This window comes from Halarcobacter anaerophilus, assembly GCF_006459125.1.
In the GTDB taxonomy this organism is placed as follows: Bacteria; Campylobacterota; Campylobacteria; order Campylobacterales; family Arcobacteraceae; genus Halarcobacter; species Halarcobacter anaerophilus.
This window is the reverse complement of the sequence record NZ_CP041070.1, coordinates 800,560-818,023: the sequence shown is the minus strand read 5'-3', so window position 1 is coordinate 818,023 and position 17,464 is coordinate 800,560. Positions and strand designations below refer to the sequence as shown.

Sequence of the window (17,464 nt, the reverse complement as noted above, 5' to 3'; positions counted from 1 at the left end):
ATTGTCAATAATATCCTCCCCCCTCTTAGAAAGAGGAGAAGAATTTATCTTACATAAGAGCCGTTGTTAAAATCGATTGTTGTTCCGTTTACATATTCAGGACAATCTGTTGCCAGCCAAAAAATCACTTCCGCTGCTTCATCAGGTTGGGCAAATCTTCCGCAAGGTACTGCTTTTTTAAATTCAAGTTTTCTCTCTTCGGAATTATCTTTTTGCATATCTGTTTCAACAGGACTTGGAGCAATACAATTTACTATAATACCGTGACTTCCCAAAAGTTTTGCAAATATTTTAGTAGCATTTATAAGTCCCGCTTTTGCTATTCCGTACCAAATATCAGGATGCCCTATTTGTCCCGCAATAGAAGCTGTATTTACTATTCTTCCGTAACCTCTTTTTTTCATACCTTCGCTAAAAAGAGTTATAAGTTCAACAGGAGCATACAAATCCACATTCATAATATGCTCTTTTGCTTCTAAAGGGTAGTTATCATAAGTATATTTTGGCTGCATATACCCCGCATTGTTTACCAAAATATCAATCTCTCCTACCTCTTTTACCAAAGTTTTAAGATCTTTCATATTTGACAAATCATACTCTATTGTTTTTACTTTTGGATTATTCTTAATAGGAAAATTGGAAAAATCTCTTGCTACAGCTATAACCTCATAATCAACTTCTAAAAATTTTTTAACTACTTCAAGACCGATTCCTTTATTTCCGCCTGTAACTAAAACTCTGTTTAACATTGAATATCCTTTTTAATTTATTATAAAAAAATAACCTAATATATATCTTAGTTGTGAATATATAAAATAATAAAACTGATTTTAAAAGGAGCCTTTATGAAAGTTTTATTAACAATGTTTTTCTCTTTTATCTATCTTTTTGCCGTTGATCCTATAATGCTGCCTCTAAAAGGAGTTAAAGTTATACATCAATTTAGCAACGGTGTAAAAAAAGAGTATACAATACAAAGAGAAGTTGCCGCAAACTGTATGGATGTGGCTATTAATGTAGAAAATTTCCAATCAGGGAATTTAGCTTCCAAAAATATCGACGATAACTGTAAAAAAAGTTTTATTGTTACAAAAGGGACTATTCAACCTCTAAGTTTAGTAAAAGGAGTAAAGAGTGTCGCAGAGTTGGAAGTTTTGGATTTTATTGCAAATAAATCTTCTAAAAATCCCGATAAATATATTTTGGTTGACAGCAGAAGAAGTGACTGGTTTAATGCAGGCACAATCCCAAGTGCGGTAAATATTCCTTATGATGAACTAAGTTATGATGAAGATTTTGAATTTGAGTATGAAAGAGCTTATGAACTTCTAGGCGTAAAAGTTTTAGGAAAAGACAAATTTGATTTTTCAAATGCTAAAACTGCCCTGTTTTTTTGTAACGGTTCATGGTGTGCCCAATCTCCAAGAGCTATTATAAAGCTTGTAAATATAGGTTATCCAAAAGATAAAATATTGTGGTATAGAGGAGGAATTGCTGCTTGGGCAGGAGTATCTTTAACTCTTACGAAAAAAGCAGAGGCTAAAAAATAGCCTCTTAGTTTTGTCCGAACATCTCTTTAAAAGCTTTTGCTATCTCTTGATTTGTATGGACTCTTTTGACTTCAGAACTTTTTTGAGGTTCTGTTTTCATATCGTTTTTATTAAAAAGTTGATCTAATTTAAACTTATCACCGAGTTTTTCTTGAATTTTTTTCTCCAACTTTTCTGCTTTCTTTTTAAGTTTTTTACCTGCTTCACTTTTTAAAAAGGCTTTTGTATCTACTGAAACTTTAGGATTTGTAAGGCTTCCTTTTATTGTAGTATCAAAACTGTATTTTTTTATTGCAGCTTGAACAAGAGCATTTATAGTGTTTTTCTTTGTATTAATCGTACTGCTTGGAACTTTAATTGTCGTATTTTTACTTTTCATATCAACAACTGCATTTATTATTTCATCTTTTATATCACTTTTTAATTCAACTTTTTCGTAAATCTCTTTTGTCAAATCAAATTTTGCAAGGGTATTTATGATATTTGAATATTCATTTTTAATAAACTGTCCGTTTAATAAATTCCCGCTTATTTTCCCCTCTTTTGAAGCAAGATTATAATCTACGTCAATATTAGATTTAGAGGTAAAAATTTCAGGATAATATAACATATGAGTTAAATCTTTTACTTCCACGCCGTCAATTTTTGCTTTGAAATCATCATTTAAAAGATTAAAGTTTATATCACCGCCAAACAGTGAAGTTTTTCCGTCAACATTTAAACCCTCTTTATCTTGTTTTATATTTCCCGTAACTTTTACTTTCCCTCTCATTTTTTGTTGAGTAATATCTTTTAATTTAGACAAATCTTCAATATCTAAAATATAATCACTATTAAAACTTGTATCTTTTAGATTGAAAATTGCTTTTTTCATATCAAGTAAAGCAACGCTTGTATTAAAATCCACAACCGATAAAGCTCTTGTATCTTCAAGATTAGTGGTAATATTCCCTGTGAAATCCAATTTTTCTTTGAGTTTTTGATTAAACTGTTTATTTACGACACTGTTGTTCACCAAACCTTCGGTAATTTTTGTAGTAATTGTTCCATCAAGATTTTCCAAATTGGCATTATCTACTTTTGCAACAATATTTACAAGACCTGTAGCAAACTGGGGTTGGTTTACAAGATTTAAAATCGAAGCTATTTTTGCATTTCCCACTAAAATATTCAGATATTTCGGTTTTGAATCTTCTACTTTGATATCGTATAAAGTCTCACTTTTAAAGATATCACTCTCACCTTTAACTGAAATATTTTTATCTTCAACTACTACATTTCCTTTTGTAGAAAAAGAGCCGTTTAATTTTTGATTTATTAGTGATTCCAGTTTTGATAAATCTTTTACCAAAAGAGTGTAATCACTGTTTATACTCATTGAGTTTAGATTTACGTTTGCATCTTTTACGTTCAGTTTTGCCATATTACTATCTAAATCCAATTTGGTATTTGCATTGTTTGGAATAAGGTTTGTAAGAGTATTTACATTAAAAGTAATAGGTGTTTTATCTGTTTTTAACTCTTTGTTAATAGCTTTTGCATTTAAAATACCGTTTGTAACGGAAGTTTTAATAACACCGTCTAAAGTAGGAATATCGGCATTTTTAATATTTGCATCAATATTTAACAATCCTTTGGCAAAAGCAGGCTGATTTGCCATATATAAAAGTTCTTGAACTTTTGCATTGCTCATATTAAATAAAATATTATTAGGTTTAAAATCAACAAGTTTTATATTGTATGAAGTATCACTTGAAGCCAGGAAACTTTTCCCTTCAACTGTTGTTAATTCTTGATTTCCTTTTATAGTACCTTTTGTAGAAAAAGAGCCGTTAAGCTTTTGTTTTGTGATATTTTGAAGTTTTGATAGATCTTTTACATTTATATCATATGTCAAATCAACACTTTTTGCAAATAAATTTAATTTACCTTCGATATTGATTGTTGAATTTTTATCAAGAGTAGCTTTAAATAAAATATCGCTTGTAGTAAGTTTAAAATCATCAACTTTCATATTTACGTCTTTTTGCCCTTCATTTACCTTGTTTTCAATAATTGAAGCAACAAATGAATTACCCGTAGAAGTAAATAACAAGCCGTAAACGGCTCCTAAAACAATAATAATAAATAGAGTTAATCCGAAAAATAGTTTTTTCATTTTTTACCTTTAGTACTTTGGTATTAGTTTGTTGATTATACATAAAAGAAATTGAAGGACTTATTATTTCCTTACATTAAGTAAACAAAGTGAAATTTTTCCGTTTTCTAATAAAACCTTAAATATTTTTTTTGTAAAATTTTGTCCAATACAAAGTGATAAGTAGGGATACGCAAGCCGAACGGACTTTGTAAAAAATAAAATTAAGGAATATAGAATGAAAAAAATCGTTCTTTTAATGCTAGCTATCGCTGGTGTTGCATTCGCTGCTGATGAATCAGTTGCAAACGAAACTTTAAAAGCTTACTCTGTAGTTGCTGCAGGTATCGGTCTTGGTCTTGCTGCACTTGGTGGTGCTATCGGTATGGGTAATACTGCTGCTGCAACAATTGCCGGAACTGCAAGAAACCCAGGTCTTGGTGGTAAATTAATGACTACTATGTTCATTGCATTAGCGATGATCGAAGCACAAGTTATTTACGCACTTGTAATTGCTATGATTGCATTATATGCAAACCCATTCTTAGGGTAATTTGTAGAACTACAGATTTTATAAAAAACTTAAAAAGGTCAGGAGCTTTTGCTTCTGACCTTTTTTTTATTCCAAAAAGTCACTTTTATTTCATTTTGAAGCATTAAAATAATCCAAAATAATGGAAAATTATCCAAAGAAGGATTATTTATGAGAAAATACGGTATAAAAACGAAGATTTTAATCTTACTCTTCATTTCAATTATAATATCTTTTTTCATACTAGGAACAGATAGTATAAAATCAAAATATGATGTACATTTTTCTAACTTAAAAGAAAAAGAGATAGAACTATCAAGGCAAAGTTCAAAATTTATTTATGCTTATTTACAGACAAAAGTTGATGTATTAAAAGCTGTGGCAGATGAGTTGCCTCAAAATATGGATCAATTATATATGGACAATCCTAGGATTTTGGAAAAACTTATATTAGGTTCAAAAGCCGGTAAATTTTTTGCAGTATTTGTCGGTTTTGAAAAAGACGGAACTTATGTAAAATCAGATAAAGAAAAAAGAACTCCCGAAACAACAGGATATGATGCAAGAAAACGTATTTGGTATACAGAAGCCGTAAGAAAAAATGCGGGTGGAGTTACTGTTCCTTATATAGATTATACTACCAAAAAATTAATAGTAAGTGTTTATTACCCTTTAAGAAGAAACGGTAAAATTGTAGGTGTAGTAGGTTCGGATATTTTTATAGATACCATTGTAAATACTATTATGAATATAAAATTCAAAGAAAGCGGTTTTGCTTATTTGGTAGATGAGGATGGAAATATTCTTATTCATAAAAATAAAAAACTAATAAGCGATCATAAAAAAAGCAGCTTATATTTGAAAATGGAACAAAAACATGAAAAGAATTTTGCAGAAGTAGAAGAAAACGGAAAAGTACTATTTGCTGCAACTTCTCCAATCAAATTGACAAATTGGCATACTATTGTTCAACTTGACAAAAGTGAAATAGTAGAAGAGATTAAAAAAAGTATGATAAAAGAGGCATCTCTTTACTTGATTTTATTGATAATTATTTTACTTGTACTCTATTTTTCAATGATTAAATTATTAAATCCTTTAAAAAAAGTTGAAGAAGGATTAGAATCTTTTTTCAAATATTTAAAAGCAGAAATAAGTAATCCTGAAAAACTTAATATAAAAACAAGTGATGAATTCGGGAATATGGGAAATACAATAGATAAAGAAGTAGAAAAAATCTCAAAACAATTTGAAGAAGACAAATACTTAATAGAAGAGGTTAAACAGACTGTTGCAAAAATAAAAGAGGGAAAATTAGATCTAGAGGTAAAAAAATCTACGACAAATAAATCTTTAAATGACTTAAAAGATATTTTAAACGATATGATTACAACAATAAATAAAAATGTAAATAGTAATATCAACCCTATTTTATCAAAACTTGAAGATTATTCAAATTTAAACTTTGAAGAAGATATCCCAAATGCAAATGGTGATATAGCAAAAGGATTAAACAATCTTTGTAATATTATCAATCAAATGTTACAAGAAAACAAACACAACGGTCTTACTCTTGAAGAGAGTTCAAAACAGTTGCTTAAAAATGTTGATATATTAAATAAATCATCAAACGCAACGGCAGTATCTTTAGAAGAGACTGCTGCGGCACTAGAAGAAATTACAAGTACAGTAGCCAATAATACTAACAATATTCAAGAAATATCAAATCATTCAGAAGAACTCTCTTCTTCTATTAACGAAGGACAAAATCTGGCAACCTCGACAGTAACGGCAATGGATAATATAAATGAACAAACCCGGTCAATAGCCGAAGCTATTACCGTTATTGATCAGATTGCTTTTCAAACAAATATTCTTTCTCTTAATGCCGCAGTTGAAGCCGCAACAGCAGGAGAATCGGGAAAAGGTTTTGCTGTTGTAGCACAAGAAGTCAGAAATCTAGCAAGTAGGAGTGCCGAAGCTGCAAAAGAGATAAAAGAGTTAGTCGAAAGTGCAACACTAAAAACAGATAAAGGAAAACAAATTGCAGATAAGATGATAGAAGGGTATAAAAAAATTAATTTAAATATTCAAAAAAGTACCGAAGCTATTAAAGATATATCTGAAGCATCAAATGAACAGAGAATAAGTATTGAACAAATAAATGATGTGATTACCGAACTTGACAGACAGTCTCAAAATAATGCCTCTGTTGCAACGCAAACTCATGAAGTCGCAGAAAATACTTCAGCTATAGCAAAAACAATTTTAGATGAAGTCAATAATAAAAAGTTTAGAGAGGAATAACTCTCTTCGCTTAAGTAAAACAGCAAACTCAATATAAATACTCTATTTTTATAATATTTTAATTTAAACTATAAGTTTTTGTTGCTATAATTTCAGTCCAAAAATAAAAGCGACCGTGGTGGAATTGGTAGACACGCTATCTTGAGGGGGTAGTGCCTTAGGGTGTACGAGTTCAAATCTCGTCGGTCGCACCATTAATTTTTAAGCAATTATTTTAAACTTAGTTTCAATAATGTATCCTCTTTGTTAACTATTTTATTCTATTCTTCAATTTAAACTAAAATTCACATAGAATATTGAATAAAACTTAATTATAATCCATCTTATCGTCTATATAGACTTCTCAAAAATTCTTTAAGACTAAATATTACTAATTCTAAATATTACTTTTTTATGATAATATAATCTTTTATTTAATTAATAAGGTTAATAAATGAAAGATATTCTACTACGTGTTATAACAGAAAAAGGAATATATATTGTATTAGCAGTTACTGGTTTTATAACAGGACTTGCAAGTGCTTTTATCGATACATCACAAATGATATCAATTAAATGGTTGATTTTACTTGTCATAATTTTTTTCATAATTTTAATCATCTTCTTTAGTATTTTAAATAAAATTATTTGGGAAAAACAGATATATGATACAATTAAAATTGTCAAATTCAATAAAGAGAAGGAACTTATTGTTTTAAAAACTAATCAAAATATATCTATAAATTCACTATTAACCATTTACGTAAATATTGATGAAATAGAAGAATTACAATGTCTTTGTGTTGTTGAAAACCCGCAAGAAAATAAATTGATATCAATTAAAATAATTTCGTACTTTGTAGATAACATATCAGAAAACATTATAGAAAAAGGAATTGTAAAAACTACAATTCCACAAACCATTTTGGAAGAGGCTAATAATGGATAAAAAAATAAAAGTTATAAAAGTTATAAATGATTATACAGTAGTTATAAATGCTGGTTATAATGATGACATTCAGGAAAATTATGAATTCTTGATTTATGAAAAAGGAGAAGAGCTTTTTGATCCAGATACAAATGAATCTTTAGGTTTTCTTGAAAATGTAAAAGGTACTGCTTCACCAATACATATACAAAATAAAATGACAACATTAAAATCTAATAAGTATTCAGTCTTAGAGCAAAAGAAGATTATAAAAAAATCTGGAAGATATGGTTTAGCAGCACTTTCAGGTGGTGTTACTGAAGAAATAATTGAACCAGGAGAAAGAACTTTAGAGAAATTTGATTTCGTTAATGTAGGAGATTTTGTAAAAATTATAGGGAAAAAGCAAACTTAACTAATATACAATTAAAAAATATGTATATTATAAAGAGTAAATTCAAAAAACTTATAAAAATAAAAGATCAGAGTATTAAACTCCAATCTCCTGTTTTTCACTTTTTAAACCTTTGTAAAGTGAAACACACATTATAAGAAGAACTATGGTAAAAGGTAGTCCTGTAGTTACGGCTCCTGCTTGTAAAGCTTGTAAAGCCTCTTTTCCTCCGACAAAAAGCAAGGCTCCTGCTATTAGCCCTTCTACTATTGCCCAAAAGATTCTTTGAGGTACAGGAGCATCAACTTTTCCTCCTGCTGTAATACTGTCAATTACTAAAGATCCTGAATCAGAAGATGTAATAAAAAATACCAATACTAAGAAAATAGCAAAAAATGAAGTAATCTCTGCAAAAGGAAGATTTTCAAGCATTTGAAACATAGCTAAAGATACATCTGAGATTCCGTTTGACAACTGCCCTACTCCGTCTTTTACCTGCTCTATAGCCGAACTACCGAAAGCACTCATCCAAAGTATCGTGATAATAGTTGGAATCAACAATACTGCAGATACAAACTCTCTTACTGTTCTACCTTTTGAAATTCTTGCTATAAACATTCCTACAAACGGAGACCAAGATATCCACCAAGCCCAATAAAATACAGTCCAGCCGTGAAGCCATGCACTATCTTCCCTATCAACCCAATTACTAAGAGGAATAATATTGGCAATATAATCTCCTGCTGTAGTAAAAAAGTTTGAGAAGATGTTAAATGCAGAACCTGCTAAGATTACAAAGAAAAGAAGAAGTATTGCAACAAGCATATTTATATTACTTAAAACTTTTACTCCTCCGTCAACACCTTTGATAACAGAAAAAGTTGCGATTGATGTCACAACTATAATTATTGCAATTTGCGTCGAAATTCCGGAATCAATTCCAAATAAAAAATTCAAACCGCTGCTTGCTTGTTGCGCACCTAGTCCTAAAGAGGTTGCAAGTCCGAAAATAGTTGCTAAGACAGCCAAGAGATCAATTAGATGCCCTGTCCAGCCCCAAATTTTATCTCCAAATATCGGATAAAATGCTGATCTTACTGTTAAAGGTAGTTTTTTATTGTATGCAAAGAAAGATAAAGACAATCCAACTACACAATATATCGCCCAAGGGTGTAATCCCCAGTGATACATGGTCGCTCCCATTGCTAAGCTCGCAGCTTCAGGGGTATTTGCTTCAACACCAAGAGGAGTTTTATACCATGCGGTATAATAAGCGACAGGTTCAGCAACACTCCAAAACATTAAACCTATTCCCATACCTGCAGCAAAAAGCATGGCAAACCATGAAATTCTTGAGAATTCAGGCTTGGCATCTTTTCCTCCAAGTCTTATTTTTCCTACCGGAAGAAAAATTAAGCTAAGACAAAATATTACAAAAATATTCCCTCCTAACATAAACAACCAGTCGAAATTATTTATTGTCCACCATTTAGCCGTATCCAAAGTCTCTTTGGCTGCTGAGGGGAAAACTAAAGTCAAAACTACAAAAAGTAAAATAGAAATTGCACTTATAAAAAATACAGGATTGTGTAAGTCCATTCCAAAAATTTCTACATTGTCTTGACCAACTTCATAATCGGTATCATACACTTTTGTCGACATTATACTCCTTTTTATTTATATAGATATTCATAATAGTGTTAATTTATATTGATTATATATTATAAAATAGTAAACATAAACTATGTATTTTTTTACATATTTCATGTAATTTTTAAACACCTTATATGTATTTTATATCAGAATATTTATTAAAAAGCAAGTTTTGGTATTTTATTAATATCTATTTATATATATAAAAGGTAAATTATTTGTATTAAAGTGTAAGAAAAAGAGTCAAGATTTTTGACTCTTTTTAAGTAAAAAAAGCTTTATGATTCTTCTGAAAGTTCTATTTTATTCTCATTTTTTGGAAATGTTACTTCAAATTTACTTCCTTTTCCTAGTTTACTTGATACGGAAATATCTCCATGTAAAAGACTTAATAAATCCTTACATATCGCTAAGCCCAACCCTGAACCACCGTATCTTCTTGTTGTGCTTGAATCAGCTTGCTTAAATCTATCGAAAATATATTCCAACTTATCTTCGGCTATTCCTATTCCCTGATCTTCTACTGTTACTCTTATTTTCTCTTTTTCATCTTTTACTCTAAAGAAGATTTTCCCTTCATGGGTAAATTTTAAAGCATTTGACAAAAGATTTTTTATTATCTGTTTTATACGTTCTTCATCACTGTATATTAAATCCAAACTTTCATCTATTTCATATACCAGCTCAAGATTTTTATCTTCTGCTTGAAAATGGAAAATTTCATGAATTCCTTCCATTAAATTTTTTACGCTGAAAGTTCTATTATCCAATATAATTTGTCCTGCTTCAAGTTTAGATAAATCTAATACGTCATTTATCAAAAAGAGTAAATCATTGCCGCATCTGTTTATTATTTCCAAACTTTTTAACTGCTTTTCATTTAGATTTCCACTACTGTTTCTTTTCATTATGCTGCTTATTACATTTATCGAGTTTAAAGGAGTCTTTAATTCATGGCTCATATTCGCCATAAAATCATCTTTTGCTTGAGATAACCTCTCTGCAACATTTTTTGCTTCAAAAAGTTTTTGCGTTTTTTCATTCAACTCATTCATCATTGTTCTAAAATTTGAATTCAGTAAAGAAATTTCGGAAATATCGGTTTTGATTAAATCTATTTTTGAATCCGTACTTTTTATCTGTGAAGTTTGAGTAGAGAGTTTTTCTATAGGTTCAGTAATTCCTTGAGAAAATTGATATATCTTTTTTATTAACAGATAGAAAAATATTATATAAAAAAGTAGCAAAAATGCAATTGCCAAATACCCTATTTTGTTTGACATATCTTTTAAAGATGAAATTGCACCGAAAATCTCCTTTTTATCAATCAAAATCATCAACTTCCAATTTGTTTCATTTATAGTTTGTTGAAAAGTCAGATACTCATTTTCTCCTATTTTTAATATACTGTCAGAGATATCTTTTTCAAAAAGTTTCTTAAAATGTGAAGCAAAAGGACTGTTGTTTTTTAAGATATTAAACTCTTCGGGTTTTTCTATAGTTTTTAATATTGCATTTGTATAAAGATGCTCTTTCAACTCTTTTAGTCCAAGAAGGTTCTCAATTTTTTCAGGCATAGCAAGAATCATGCCTTTATCATCAACCATAAAAAGGTTTGCATTATATGGAAGTTTTCTGCTTAAAAGATTATTTACGATACTGTCAATCGTAATATCCAATCCCGTTACTCCTTCAAGAAAATCTCCTTTGTAAATAGGAACAATACAAGAGAGCATCCAGCCGTTTCCTGCGGGATCTAAATAGGTACTTGTCCACACTGGCTCTTTTTTTGGATTATGTTTTAAATCCGCCAAATAGTAAAAATTATAATCTTTCATTTGAATATGTGAACCGTACTGATCATAAACATAGTCTATAAAAGGATATAGTCTATTCATATTGTCCCAACTGTTAAAATATGCAGCTACTATGTTTGAATTTATATCAACAATATTTTTTAAAGAAGTATCCATGGCTTCTGTGAAAATTGCTTTTTCTCTGGCTTTTTTATCTATTTTTGTATGAGAAGAGTAATAAAGACTTGCTCCTGCATGATTTGTTTTATAAAAAACTCCGTTTTTAGCAACACTAAAAGAGGGTTTCCCGTTTGGAAGTGCAAAATTAGATGGATTTTTAAAAAGTGTCTGATGCTCATTTTGCAAAAATTTTGCAAGGGTCGAGACATCATTTAATTTATCGCTTATAAATTTTGATTCATCCTGCAAAACTTCATAGGTATGAGCTTGTGCCTCTTTTAATAACAGATTCGTACTCTTGGAAGATATATATTCATTAATAGAAAAATATAGAATCAACAATGCAACTTCAACAACAAAAATCGGAATTAGAGAAAACTTTATAAAGTGTGATGATATTACATTCTTAAGAGCTTTTTTAGGCATTTTTTTCCTTTTTATAATAACTTATTCAATTATACAGAAAAAAAGTATTAGAAGGGTATTATTTAATTAAATTGGGAAAATTATTATTAAAAAGACAAAAGATAGATAACTTTTACTTATATTAATTTTTTTTAAAAAAAATGATTTACTTTTAAGAATTTATAAAGAGTCAATATATTACAATTCTAATTAATAATTATTATTAAAATCACTATTTATTATAAGGACTAATTATGGAAAATTTTATATTGGTAATAATTGCTCTGTTGGCACTATATTATATATTTAAAAAAACATTTAAAAGTGGCGGTTGTAATTGCGGAGACAAGAATTGTTCTTCAAAAAAATAGTTTAAATTTTTTATTTTTCATTACAAAATAGACTTTCAAATATTTAATTTGATTTCAAAATCGGCTCAATAAAGTATTGTATAAAAACAATATCTTTGACAATAAGGATAAATCATGAATGCAAAAGTTAAAACCCTGGATATTCTTCCAAAAGGTAAAAAAGCAAGAGTAAGAAAACTACATGCAAAAGGCAAACTCTTACACAAACTTTTAGATATGGGCTTTGTAAATAATGTAGAAATAGAAGTAATAAGAGAAGCTCCTCTTTTTGATCCAATGGAGTTAAAACTACATAATTATCATTTAAGTGTAAGAAAAAGCGAAGCCCGACTAATAGAGATAGAGGAAAAAATGAATGAAGAAAATTAAAGTAGCGCTTGCAGGACAACCAAATTGCGGTAAATCCACAATTTTTAATATGGTAAGTGGAATTGAACAACATATTGCCAACTATCCAGGTGTTACGGTAGATAAAAAAACAGGATTTTTCACATACAATGAACATAGAATAGAGATGGTTGATTTACCAGGAACTTACTCTTTTAGTTCTTACTCTTTAGAAGAGAGAGTCGCAAAAGAGTTTATAATAGATGAAAATCCCGATGTAATTGTAAATGTTGTAGATGCTTCAAATATTAAAAGAAATTTATACTTAACTTTTCAGCTTCTTGAAATAGGAATTCCGGTTATTGTTGTATTAAATATGATGGATGTAGCAAAAAGAAGAGAGATTGAAATTGATTCTAAAAAAATAGCAAAAATGCTTAATTGCCCCGTTATTGAAGCTACAGGTTCAAAAGGAATCGGATCAGAAGAGATAATGCAAAATATCGTAAATATTGCTTCAAATAATCAACAATATGAAGATTTTAAAATCAATTATGAAGAGCTGGAACCCCATATCAATGCTATTGAAGAAAAAATTTCTTCAAGCACTTCACCTTTAAATAAAAGATGGCTTGCAATTAAACTTTTAGAAGGTGATACAAGTATCACCGAACATTTAAAACATCAGTTTTCAAATATTGAAGAGGATGTAAAAAAAGAAGAAAATATTTTTCATGAAAAATATGATAAAGACTCTCCTTCTTTTCTAGCTTCGGTTAGATATGAATCTGCCGATATAATTTATCACAAAGCAGTAAAAGAGAAAAAAATAGGACAAGAGACTTTAACGGATAAAGCAGATAAAATCCTTTTAAATAGATTTCTGGCTCTCCCTATTTTGATTTTGATTATGTTTTTAGTGTATGAAATTTCAATTGTCTGGGGATATAAACTTACGGATTACACTTGGCCTATACTTGCGGCAATTAAAAACTTTGTAATAGATATCTTACCTCCTGCTAATTTGATAGATGTTCCTATGATTACGGATTTTGGTATATGGATGGTAAATAGTGCAAATGCACTTATGAACTATATTCCCATATTTTTTATTCTTTTTGCTCTTATTGCGATTATGGAAGATGTTGGATATATGCCTAGAATGGCTTTTATTTTAGATAGAGTCTTTAAAAGATTCGGTCTTCACGGACAGTCAACTCTTCCTTTGGTTTTAGGAGGGGCAATGGTCGGAGGTTGTGCGGTTCCTGGTGTTATGGCTACAAAAGGAATTGCGGATGACAGAGCTAGAATGGCTACTATTTTTTCCGTTCCATATATGAACTGTTTGGCAAAAGTTCCTTTTTATACCCTTTTGCTGGGTGCTTTTTTTAAACCTGATATGGCTTTGATGATGTTTTTTATCTCAACCGTTACTCTTTTTGTTGCTCTTATTGTGGCAAAATTATTAACTACAACTGTTTTAAAAGCAAGAGAGACAGCACCTTTTTTAATGGAACTGCCTCCTTATCATATGCCTACTTTCAAAGGTGTAATTATAAGAGCCTCACAAAGAGTTTGGATATATATTAAAAAAGTCGTAACCATAGTATTGGCAGTTGCTATAGTTCTTTTTGCAATGTTGCAACTTCCGGGATTAAATAAAGAAGCAGAGGCTAAATATGAAAAATCTCTTGATAAAGCATTAAGCTCTTTTGATAACAAAGTTAAAAAAAGCAAATATTATGAAGAGGTTAATACAAAAGAAGAGGTATCTGAACTTTTAAACTATTATGACGGGTATAGAACAAAAAGAATGGTTGCTACGTCAAAAGATTCGGCAAAAGCTATTGACGAAGATTATCTTGCGTTAAATGAATCATATTTTAAATTTATAAAACCAAAAAGAGATAAAGAGGCTAAAACCGTAAATAAAGCTCTTAGAAAATTATCAACAGACAGAAAAAGAATTTTAAGAGCAATAAAAAACGAAAAAGTAGAAAACTCTCTTCTTGGTATGGCAGGTAGAGCAATCGAACCCGTAACCCAATACGCAGGATTTGATTGGAAAATAAATGTAGCCTTTCTAAGCTCTTTTGCAGCAAGAGAGAGTGCGGTTGCAACGCTTGGTTCAATTTATGAAAACAATAAAGCAGATGATATGAGAGCAGAAGAAGCAATGGCATTAAACAGCGGATATACTCCTCTTCATGCAGCTGCAATTATAATTTTTATGCTTTTAACTCCTCCTTGTATTGCAACAATGATTGTAGTAAAAATGCAGACAAACAGTTACAAATGGATGGTTTTTGCAATATTTTTTCCTGTACTTTTAGGAATTGTTTTATCTTCAATCGTATTTAGTGTGGGATTGATAAACAACTGGAGCGGTGTAGAAGCTATGACCTACTTTTACATTACGATTGTCTCAATTGCATTGATAATAGGTTTAGTTCCAAGTAAAAGAATAAACTGGAAAGGCGGCTTACAATCAAAAGCACAAGGTCAATATAACATTTATGACAAAAATCTTAATAAAGGAGAATAAAAATGAAAAAGATTTTAATTAGTTTAGCATTTTTTGCTAGTTCGGTGTTTGCCCATACGGCAATTATGAGTTGTTTTGATAACGGTGACGGTACTGTTACTTGTGAAGGGGGTTTTAGTGACGGAAGCAGTGCTAGCGGAGTAAACTTTTATATTTTAAAAGACGGCAAAGAAGTTCTTAAAACAAAAATGAGTGAAGATAGTGAAGTTACATTTAAAAAACCCGAAGGTGAATATACTGCCGTATTTAGTGCGGGAGAAGGACACCAAGTAAAAGTTAAAGGTTCAGATATAACTGAATAAAAGGTTTATTATTTTATGCCGCATTTCAAACTCGGCATTTTATTTTATTGATAACAATTCTTAAAATTATTATAAAGGAAGAACAATGTTAAAGAAGGATGAACTTAAATTTTCAAGTAAAAAGTTTCTAATAAGTGCAGCTGCTGCAACAACTATCATGGCTACAAGTGCATTGGCACACTTTCAGATGTTGTATACACCAAATACAGCTTTAACAAAAGGTCAGACTATTGAACTAAGAGAAGTTTTCACCCACCCTTTTGCAGATGAGCATACAATGGATATGGGTAAACAACATGATTCAAAAAAACTTATGCCCGTTGAAGAGTTTTATGTAATAAATAAAGGCAAAAAGAAAGATCTAAAATCGACTTTAAAAGATATAACCTTTAAAGGAAATCATAACAGCGGTCATGCTTATGCTTCACAATATAAAGCAAGAAGAATGGGAGATCATATTTTAATCTTAAAACCGGCACCTTATTATGAAGCAGGAGAAGATATCTATATCCAGCAAATTACAAAATCAATAGTAAATGTTGCGGGAACTCCTACAGGTTGGGATGAAGAGTTAGGATTAAAAGCTGAAATCGTACCTTTGACAAAACCTTATGCAATTTGGGAAGGCGGAAGTTTTACCGGAGTTGTTAAATCAAACGGTAAAGTTGTACCTTTTGCAGAAATTGAAGTTGAATATCTAAACAGAGACGTAGATTTAAAAAACAATAAAATGGGATCATCATATGTACAAGCGCCGCAAGATGCTTTTATAACAATGGGAATAAAAGCGAACAAAGACGGTGAATTTACTTTTTCTATTCCAAAAGCAGGATTTTGGGGCTTTTGCGCTTTAGGTGTAGGTTCGGATAAAGAATATAAAGGTAAAGAACTAAGCCAAGATGCCGTAATCTGGGTTGAAGCTAAACCTATGAAATAAAACAAAGTTATTAAAACTGGTTTAAATAAAAATAGACTACTCAAAACTTATAGGGAGTTTCTTTTTTTCCTCCCTATAATTTATCTTTTATTAAGTTCATACAAAGTATTTTAGTTATATTATTCATGAAAATTTTTAATACCGATTATCATAATTATAAAAGGAGTCTTATGAAAAGAGTTATTGACTATGAAAAGTATTTCATAATCAGTGAATTTGAAGAGGGTTGGGGTATGGAAGATATCGTTTGTGACGAACAGCTGTATGACTACTGTCTTGAAGCACTGTTTATCCCTGAAGAGAAAATAGAAGAACTCTCTTATACTGCAAACGGTTTAGAGATTATTTTATGTGATTTAGAATCAGAAGATATAAGTGAAGATTGGTATGTTAATCTGCTAAAAACTGCAAAGGATAAATAATTATCCTTTTTTAGTTTGATAAAAGCCACTCTCTGGCTTTGGAATAATCCTCAAAATATTTTAATTTAAAAGAGATCATTTTATGAGCAATATTTATAAAATATTCCTCAAACTTACTATGACCTACAATACTGACTTTTTTTATCTCTTTAATATGTTTAACCGTAAAAAGGATTTCATCCCATAAACCTTTTAACTCTATTCCTTCAAACTCTCTAATATCCAATAAAATATTTATTGAAGGTACTTCATAATTTGACAACAGAGTATCAATTTTATCTTTAAAAGATTGGGACTCTTTATGGGTTAATTTTCCTTTTACTGCTAATTCAACAAAAAAGTCATTTAAAGAGATTGCCAAGTTTTCTTCTTCTACTTGTTCCTCTTCTGTCTGCCCATTTTTTGTCTGCTCAAGCTCTTTTACACTGTTATCTATTTTTGACAGCTCTTTTTTAGTCTTCTTTTTTGAGGGCTGATATAAAGTATGATGCCAATAAGAGAAGCCTACAAGGGCAACACCTGCTACTACATGAAGTCTTTTCATAAATTTTGTTTTCATATACATTGAAGTAGCAACTGTGATTCCCATTGAAGCCGTCATTCCTATTTTAGCCAGCTCTTTTTTCGTATCTAAATCTATTTCCGGCAGATAACTCTTTTTCTCTTTTTGTTCTATTATTTGATTTTCCATATTGCTTC

Annotated in this window: 16 protein-coding genes and 1 tRNA gene; 12 read left to right on the top strand and 5 right to left on the bottom strand. The window is 30.1% G+C overall.

What is annotated here, in order from left to right:
• Positions 1-44: 44 nt before the first annotated feature.
• The gene (locus tag AANAER_RS04020) at positions 45-749 is read right to left on the bottom strand and encodes an SDR family oxidoreductase (protein WP_129082568.1); all 705 of its coding nucleotides are present in this window, start codon (positions 747-749) and stop codon (positions 45-47) included.
• A 96-nt stretch (positions 750-845) separates the two neighbouring features.
• On the opposite strand from AANAER_RS04020, the gene AANAER_RS04015 reads away from it, so the two are divergent.
• Positions 846-1,550 carry a rhodanese-like domain-containing protein gene (locus tag AANAER_RS04015; RefSeq protein WP_044415824.1) on the top strand — a complete coding sequence of 235 codons (705 nt, stop codon included), beginning with the start codon at positions 846-848 and terminating at the stop codon, positions 1,548-1,550.
• Between the two features lie 4 nt (positions 1,551-1,554).
• Here the strand turns inward: AANAER_RS04015 and AANAER_RS04010 are convergent, their stop codons facing one another.
• Complete coding sequence (locus AANAER_RS04010; protein WP_129082569.1) at positions 1,555-3,708, bottom strand: hypothetical protein; 2,154 nt, start codon at positions 3,706-3,708, stop codon at positions 1,555-1,557.
• A gap of 217 nt (positions 3,709-3,925) precedes the next feature.
• On the opposite strand from AANAER_RS04010, the gene AANAER_RS04005 reads away from it, so the two are divergent.
• The 5 genes from AANAER_RS04005 to AANAER_RS03985 all read left to right on the top strand — a co-directional run bounded on the left by AANAER_RS04005 (position 3,926) and on the right by AANAER_RS03985 (position 7,848).
• The gene (locus AANAER_RS04005) at positions 3,926-4,240 is read left to right on the top strand and encodes a F0F1 ATP synthase subunit C (protein WP_044415827.1); all 315 of its coding nucleotides are present in this window, start codon (positions 3,926-3,928) and stop codon (positions 4,238-4,240) included.
• A 150-nt stretch (positions 4,241-4,390) separates the two neighbouring features.
• Positions 4,391-6,526 carry a methyl-accepting chemotaxis protein gene (locus AANAER_RS04000; RefSeq protein ID WP_129082570.1) on the top strand — a complete coding sequence of 712 codons (2,136 nt, stop codon included), beginning with the start codon at positions 4,391-4,393 and terminating at the stop codon, positions 6,524-6,526.
• Positions 6,527-6,635: 109 nt separating this feature from the next.
• Positions 6,636-6,720 (top strand) — tRNA-Leu (locus tag AANAER_RS03995).
• A gap of 239 nt (positions 6,721-6,959) precedes the next feature.
• Positions 6,960-7,454 carry a hypothetical protein gene (locus AANAER_RS03990; RefSeq protein ID WP_129082571.1) on the top strand — a complete coding sequence of 165 codons (495 nt, stop codon included), beginning with the start codon at positions 6,960-6,962 and terminating at the stop codon, positions 7,452-7,454.
• The gene (locus tag AANAER_RS03985) at positions 7,447-7,848 is read left to right on the top strand and encodes a hypothetical protein (protein ID WP_179951809.1); all 402 of its coding nucleotides are present in this window, start codon (positions 7,447-7,449) and stop codon (positions 7,846-7,848) included. Before AANAER_RS03990 ends, AANAER_RS03985 begins: the two co-directional genes overlap by 8 nt.
• Positions 7,849-7,923: 75 nt before the next feature.
• Here the strand turns inward: AANAER_RS03985 and AANAER_RS03980 are convergent, their stop codons facing one another.
• Both AANAER_RS03980 and AANAER_RS03975 read right to left on the bottom strand, forming a co-directional pair.
• The gene (locus AANAER_RS03980; protein WP_129082572.1) at positions 7,924-9,489 is read right to left on the bottom strand and encodes a BCCT family transporter; all 1,566 of its coding nucleotides are present in this window, start codon (positions 9,487-9,489) and stop codon (positions 7,924-7,926) included.
• A 269-nt stretch (positions 9,490-9,758) separates the two neighbouring features.
• A complete protein-coding gene (locus tag AANAER_RS03975; RefSeq protein WP_129082573.1) occupies positions 9,759-11,882 on the bottom strand; it encodes a sensor histidine kinase in 2,124 nt (707 codons plus the stop codon).
• Positions 11,883-12,115: 233 nt separating this feature from the next.
• On the opposite strand from AANAER_RS03975, the gene AANAER_RS03970 reads away from it, so the two are divergent.
• The 6 genes from AANAER_RS03970 to AANAER_RS03945 all read left to right on the top strand — a co-directional run bounded on the left by AANAER_RS03970 (position 12,116) and on the right by AANAER_RS03945 (position 16,765).
• Complete coding sequence (locus AANAER_RS03970; protein WP_119173267.1) at positions 12,116-12,232, top strand: FeoB-associated Cys-rich membrane protein; 117 nt, start codon at positions 12,116-12,118, stop codon at positions 12,230-12,232.
• Positions 12,233-12,346: 114 nt separating this feature from the next.
• Positions 12,347-12,601, top strand: a complete 255-nt coding sequence (locus AANAER_RS03965; protein ID WP_129082574.1) for a FeoA family protein — start codon at positions 12,347-12,349, stop codon at positions 12,599-12,601.
• Positions 12,588-15,104 (top strand): ferrous iron transport protein B, encoded by a 2,517-nt coding sequence (feoB, locus tag AANAER_RS03960; protein WP_129082575.1) that lies wholly within the window; start codon positions 12,588-12,590, stop codon positions 15,102-15,104. Before AANAER_RS03965 ends, feoB begins: the two co-directional genes overlap by 14 nt.
• Positions 15,105-15,106: 2 nt before the next feature.
• Positions 15,107-15,406 carry a hypothetical protein gene (locus AANAER_RS03955; protein WP_044415837.1) on the top strand — a complete coding sequence of 100 codons (300 nt, stop codon included), beginning with the start codon at positions 15,107-15,109 and terminating at the stop codon, positions 15,404-15,406.
• An 85-nt stretch (positions 15,407-15,491) separates the two neighbouring features.
• Positions 15,492-16,343, top strand: coding sequence for a DUF4198 domain-containing protein (locus AANAER_RS03950; protein WP_129082576.1), 852 nt, complete (start codon positions 15,492-15,494; stop codon positions 16,341-16,343).
• 170 nt (positions 16,344-16,513) lie between these two features.
• A complete protein-coding gene (locus AANAER_RS03945; RefSeq protein ID WP_129082577.1) occupies positions 16,514-16,765 on the top strand; it encodes a hypothetical protein in 252 nt (83 codons plus the stop codon).
• 10 nt (positions 16,766-16,775) lie between these two features.
• Here the strand turns inward: AANAER_RS03945 and AANAER_RS14945 are convergent, their stop codons facing one another.
• Positions 16,776-17,456, bottom strand: coding sequence for a SpoIIAA family protein (locus AANAER_RS14945; protein ID WP_129082578.1), 681 nt, complete (start codon positions 17,454-17,456; stop codon positions 16,776-16,778).
• Positions 17,457-17,464 lie beyond the last annotated feature (8 nt).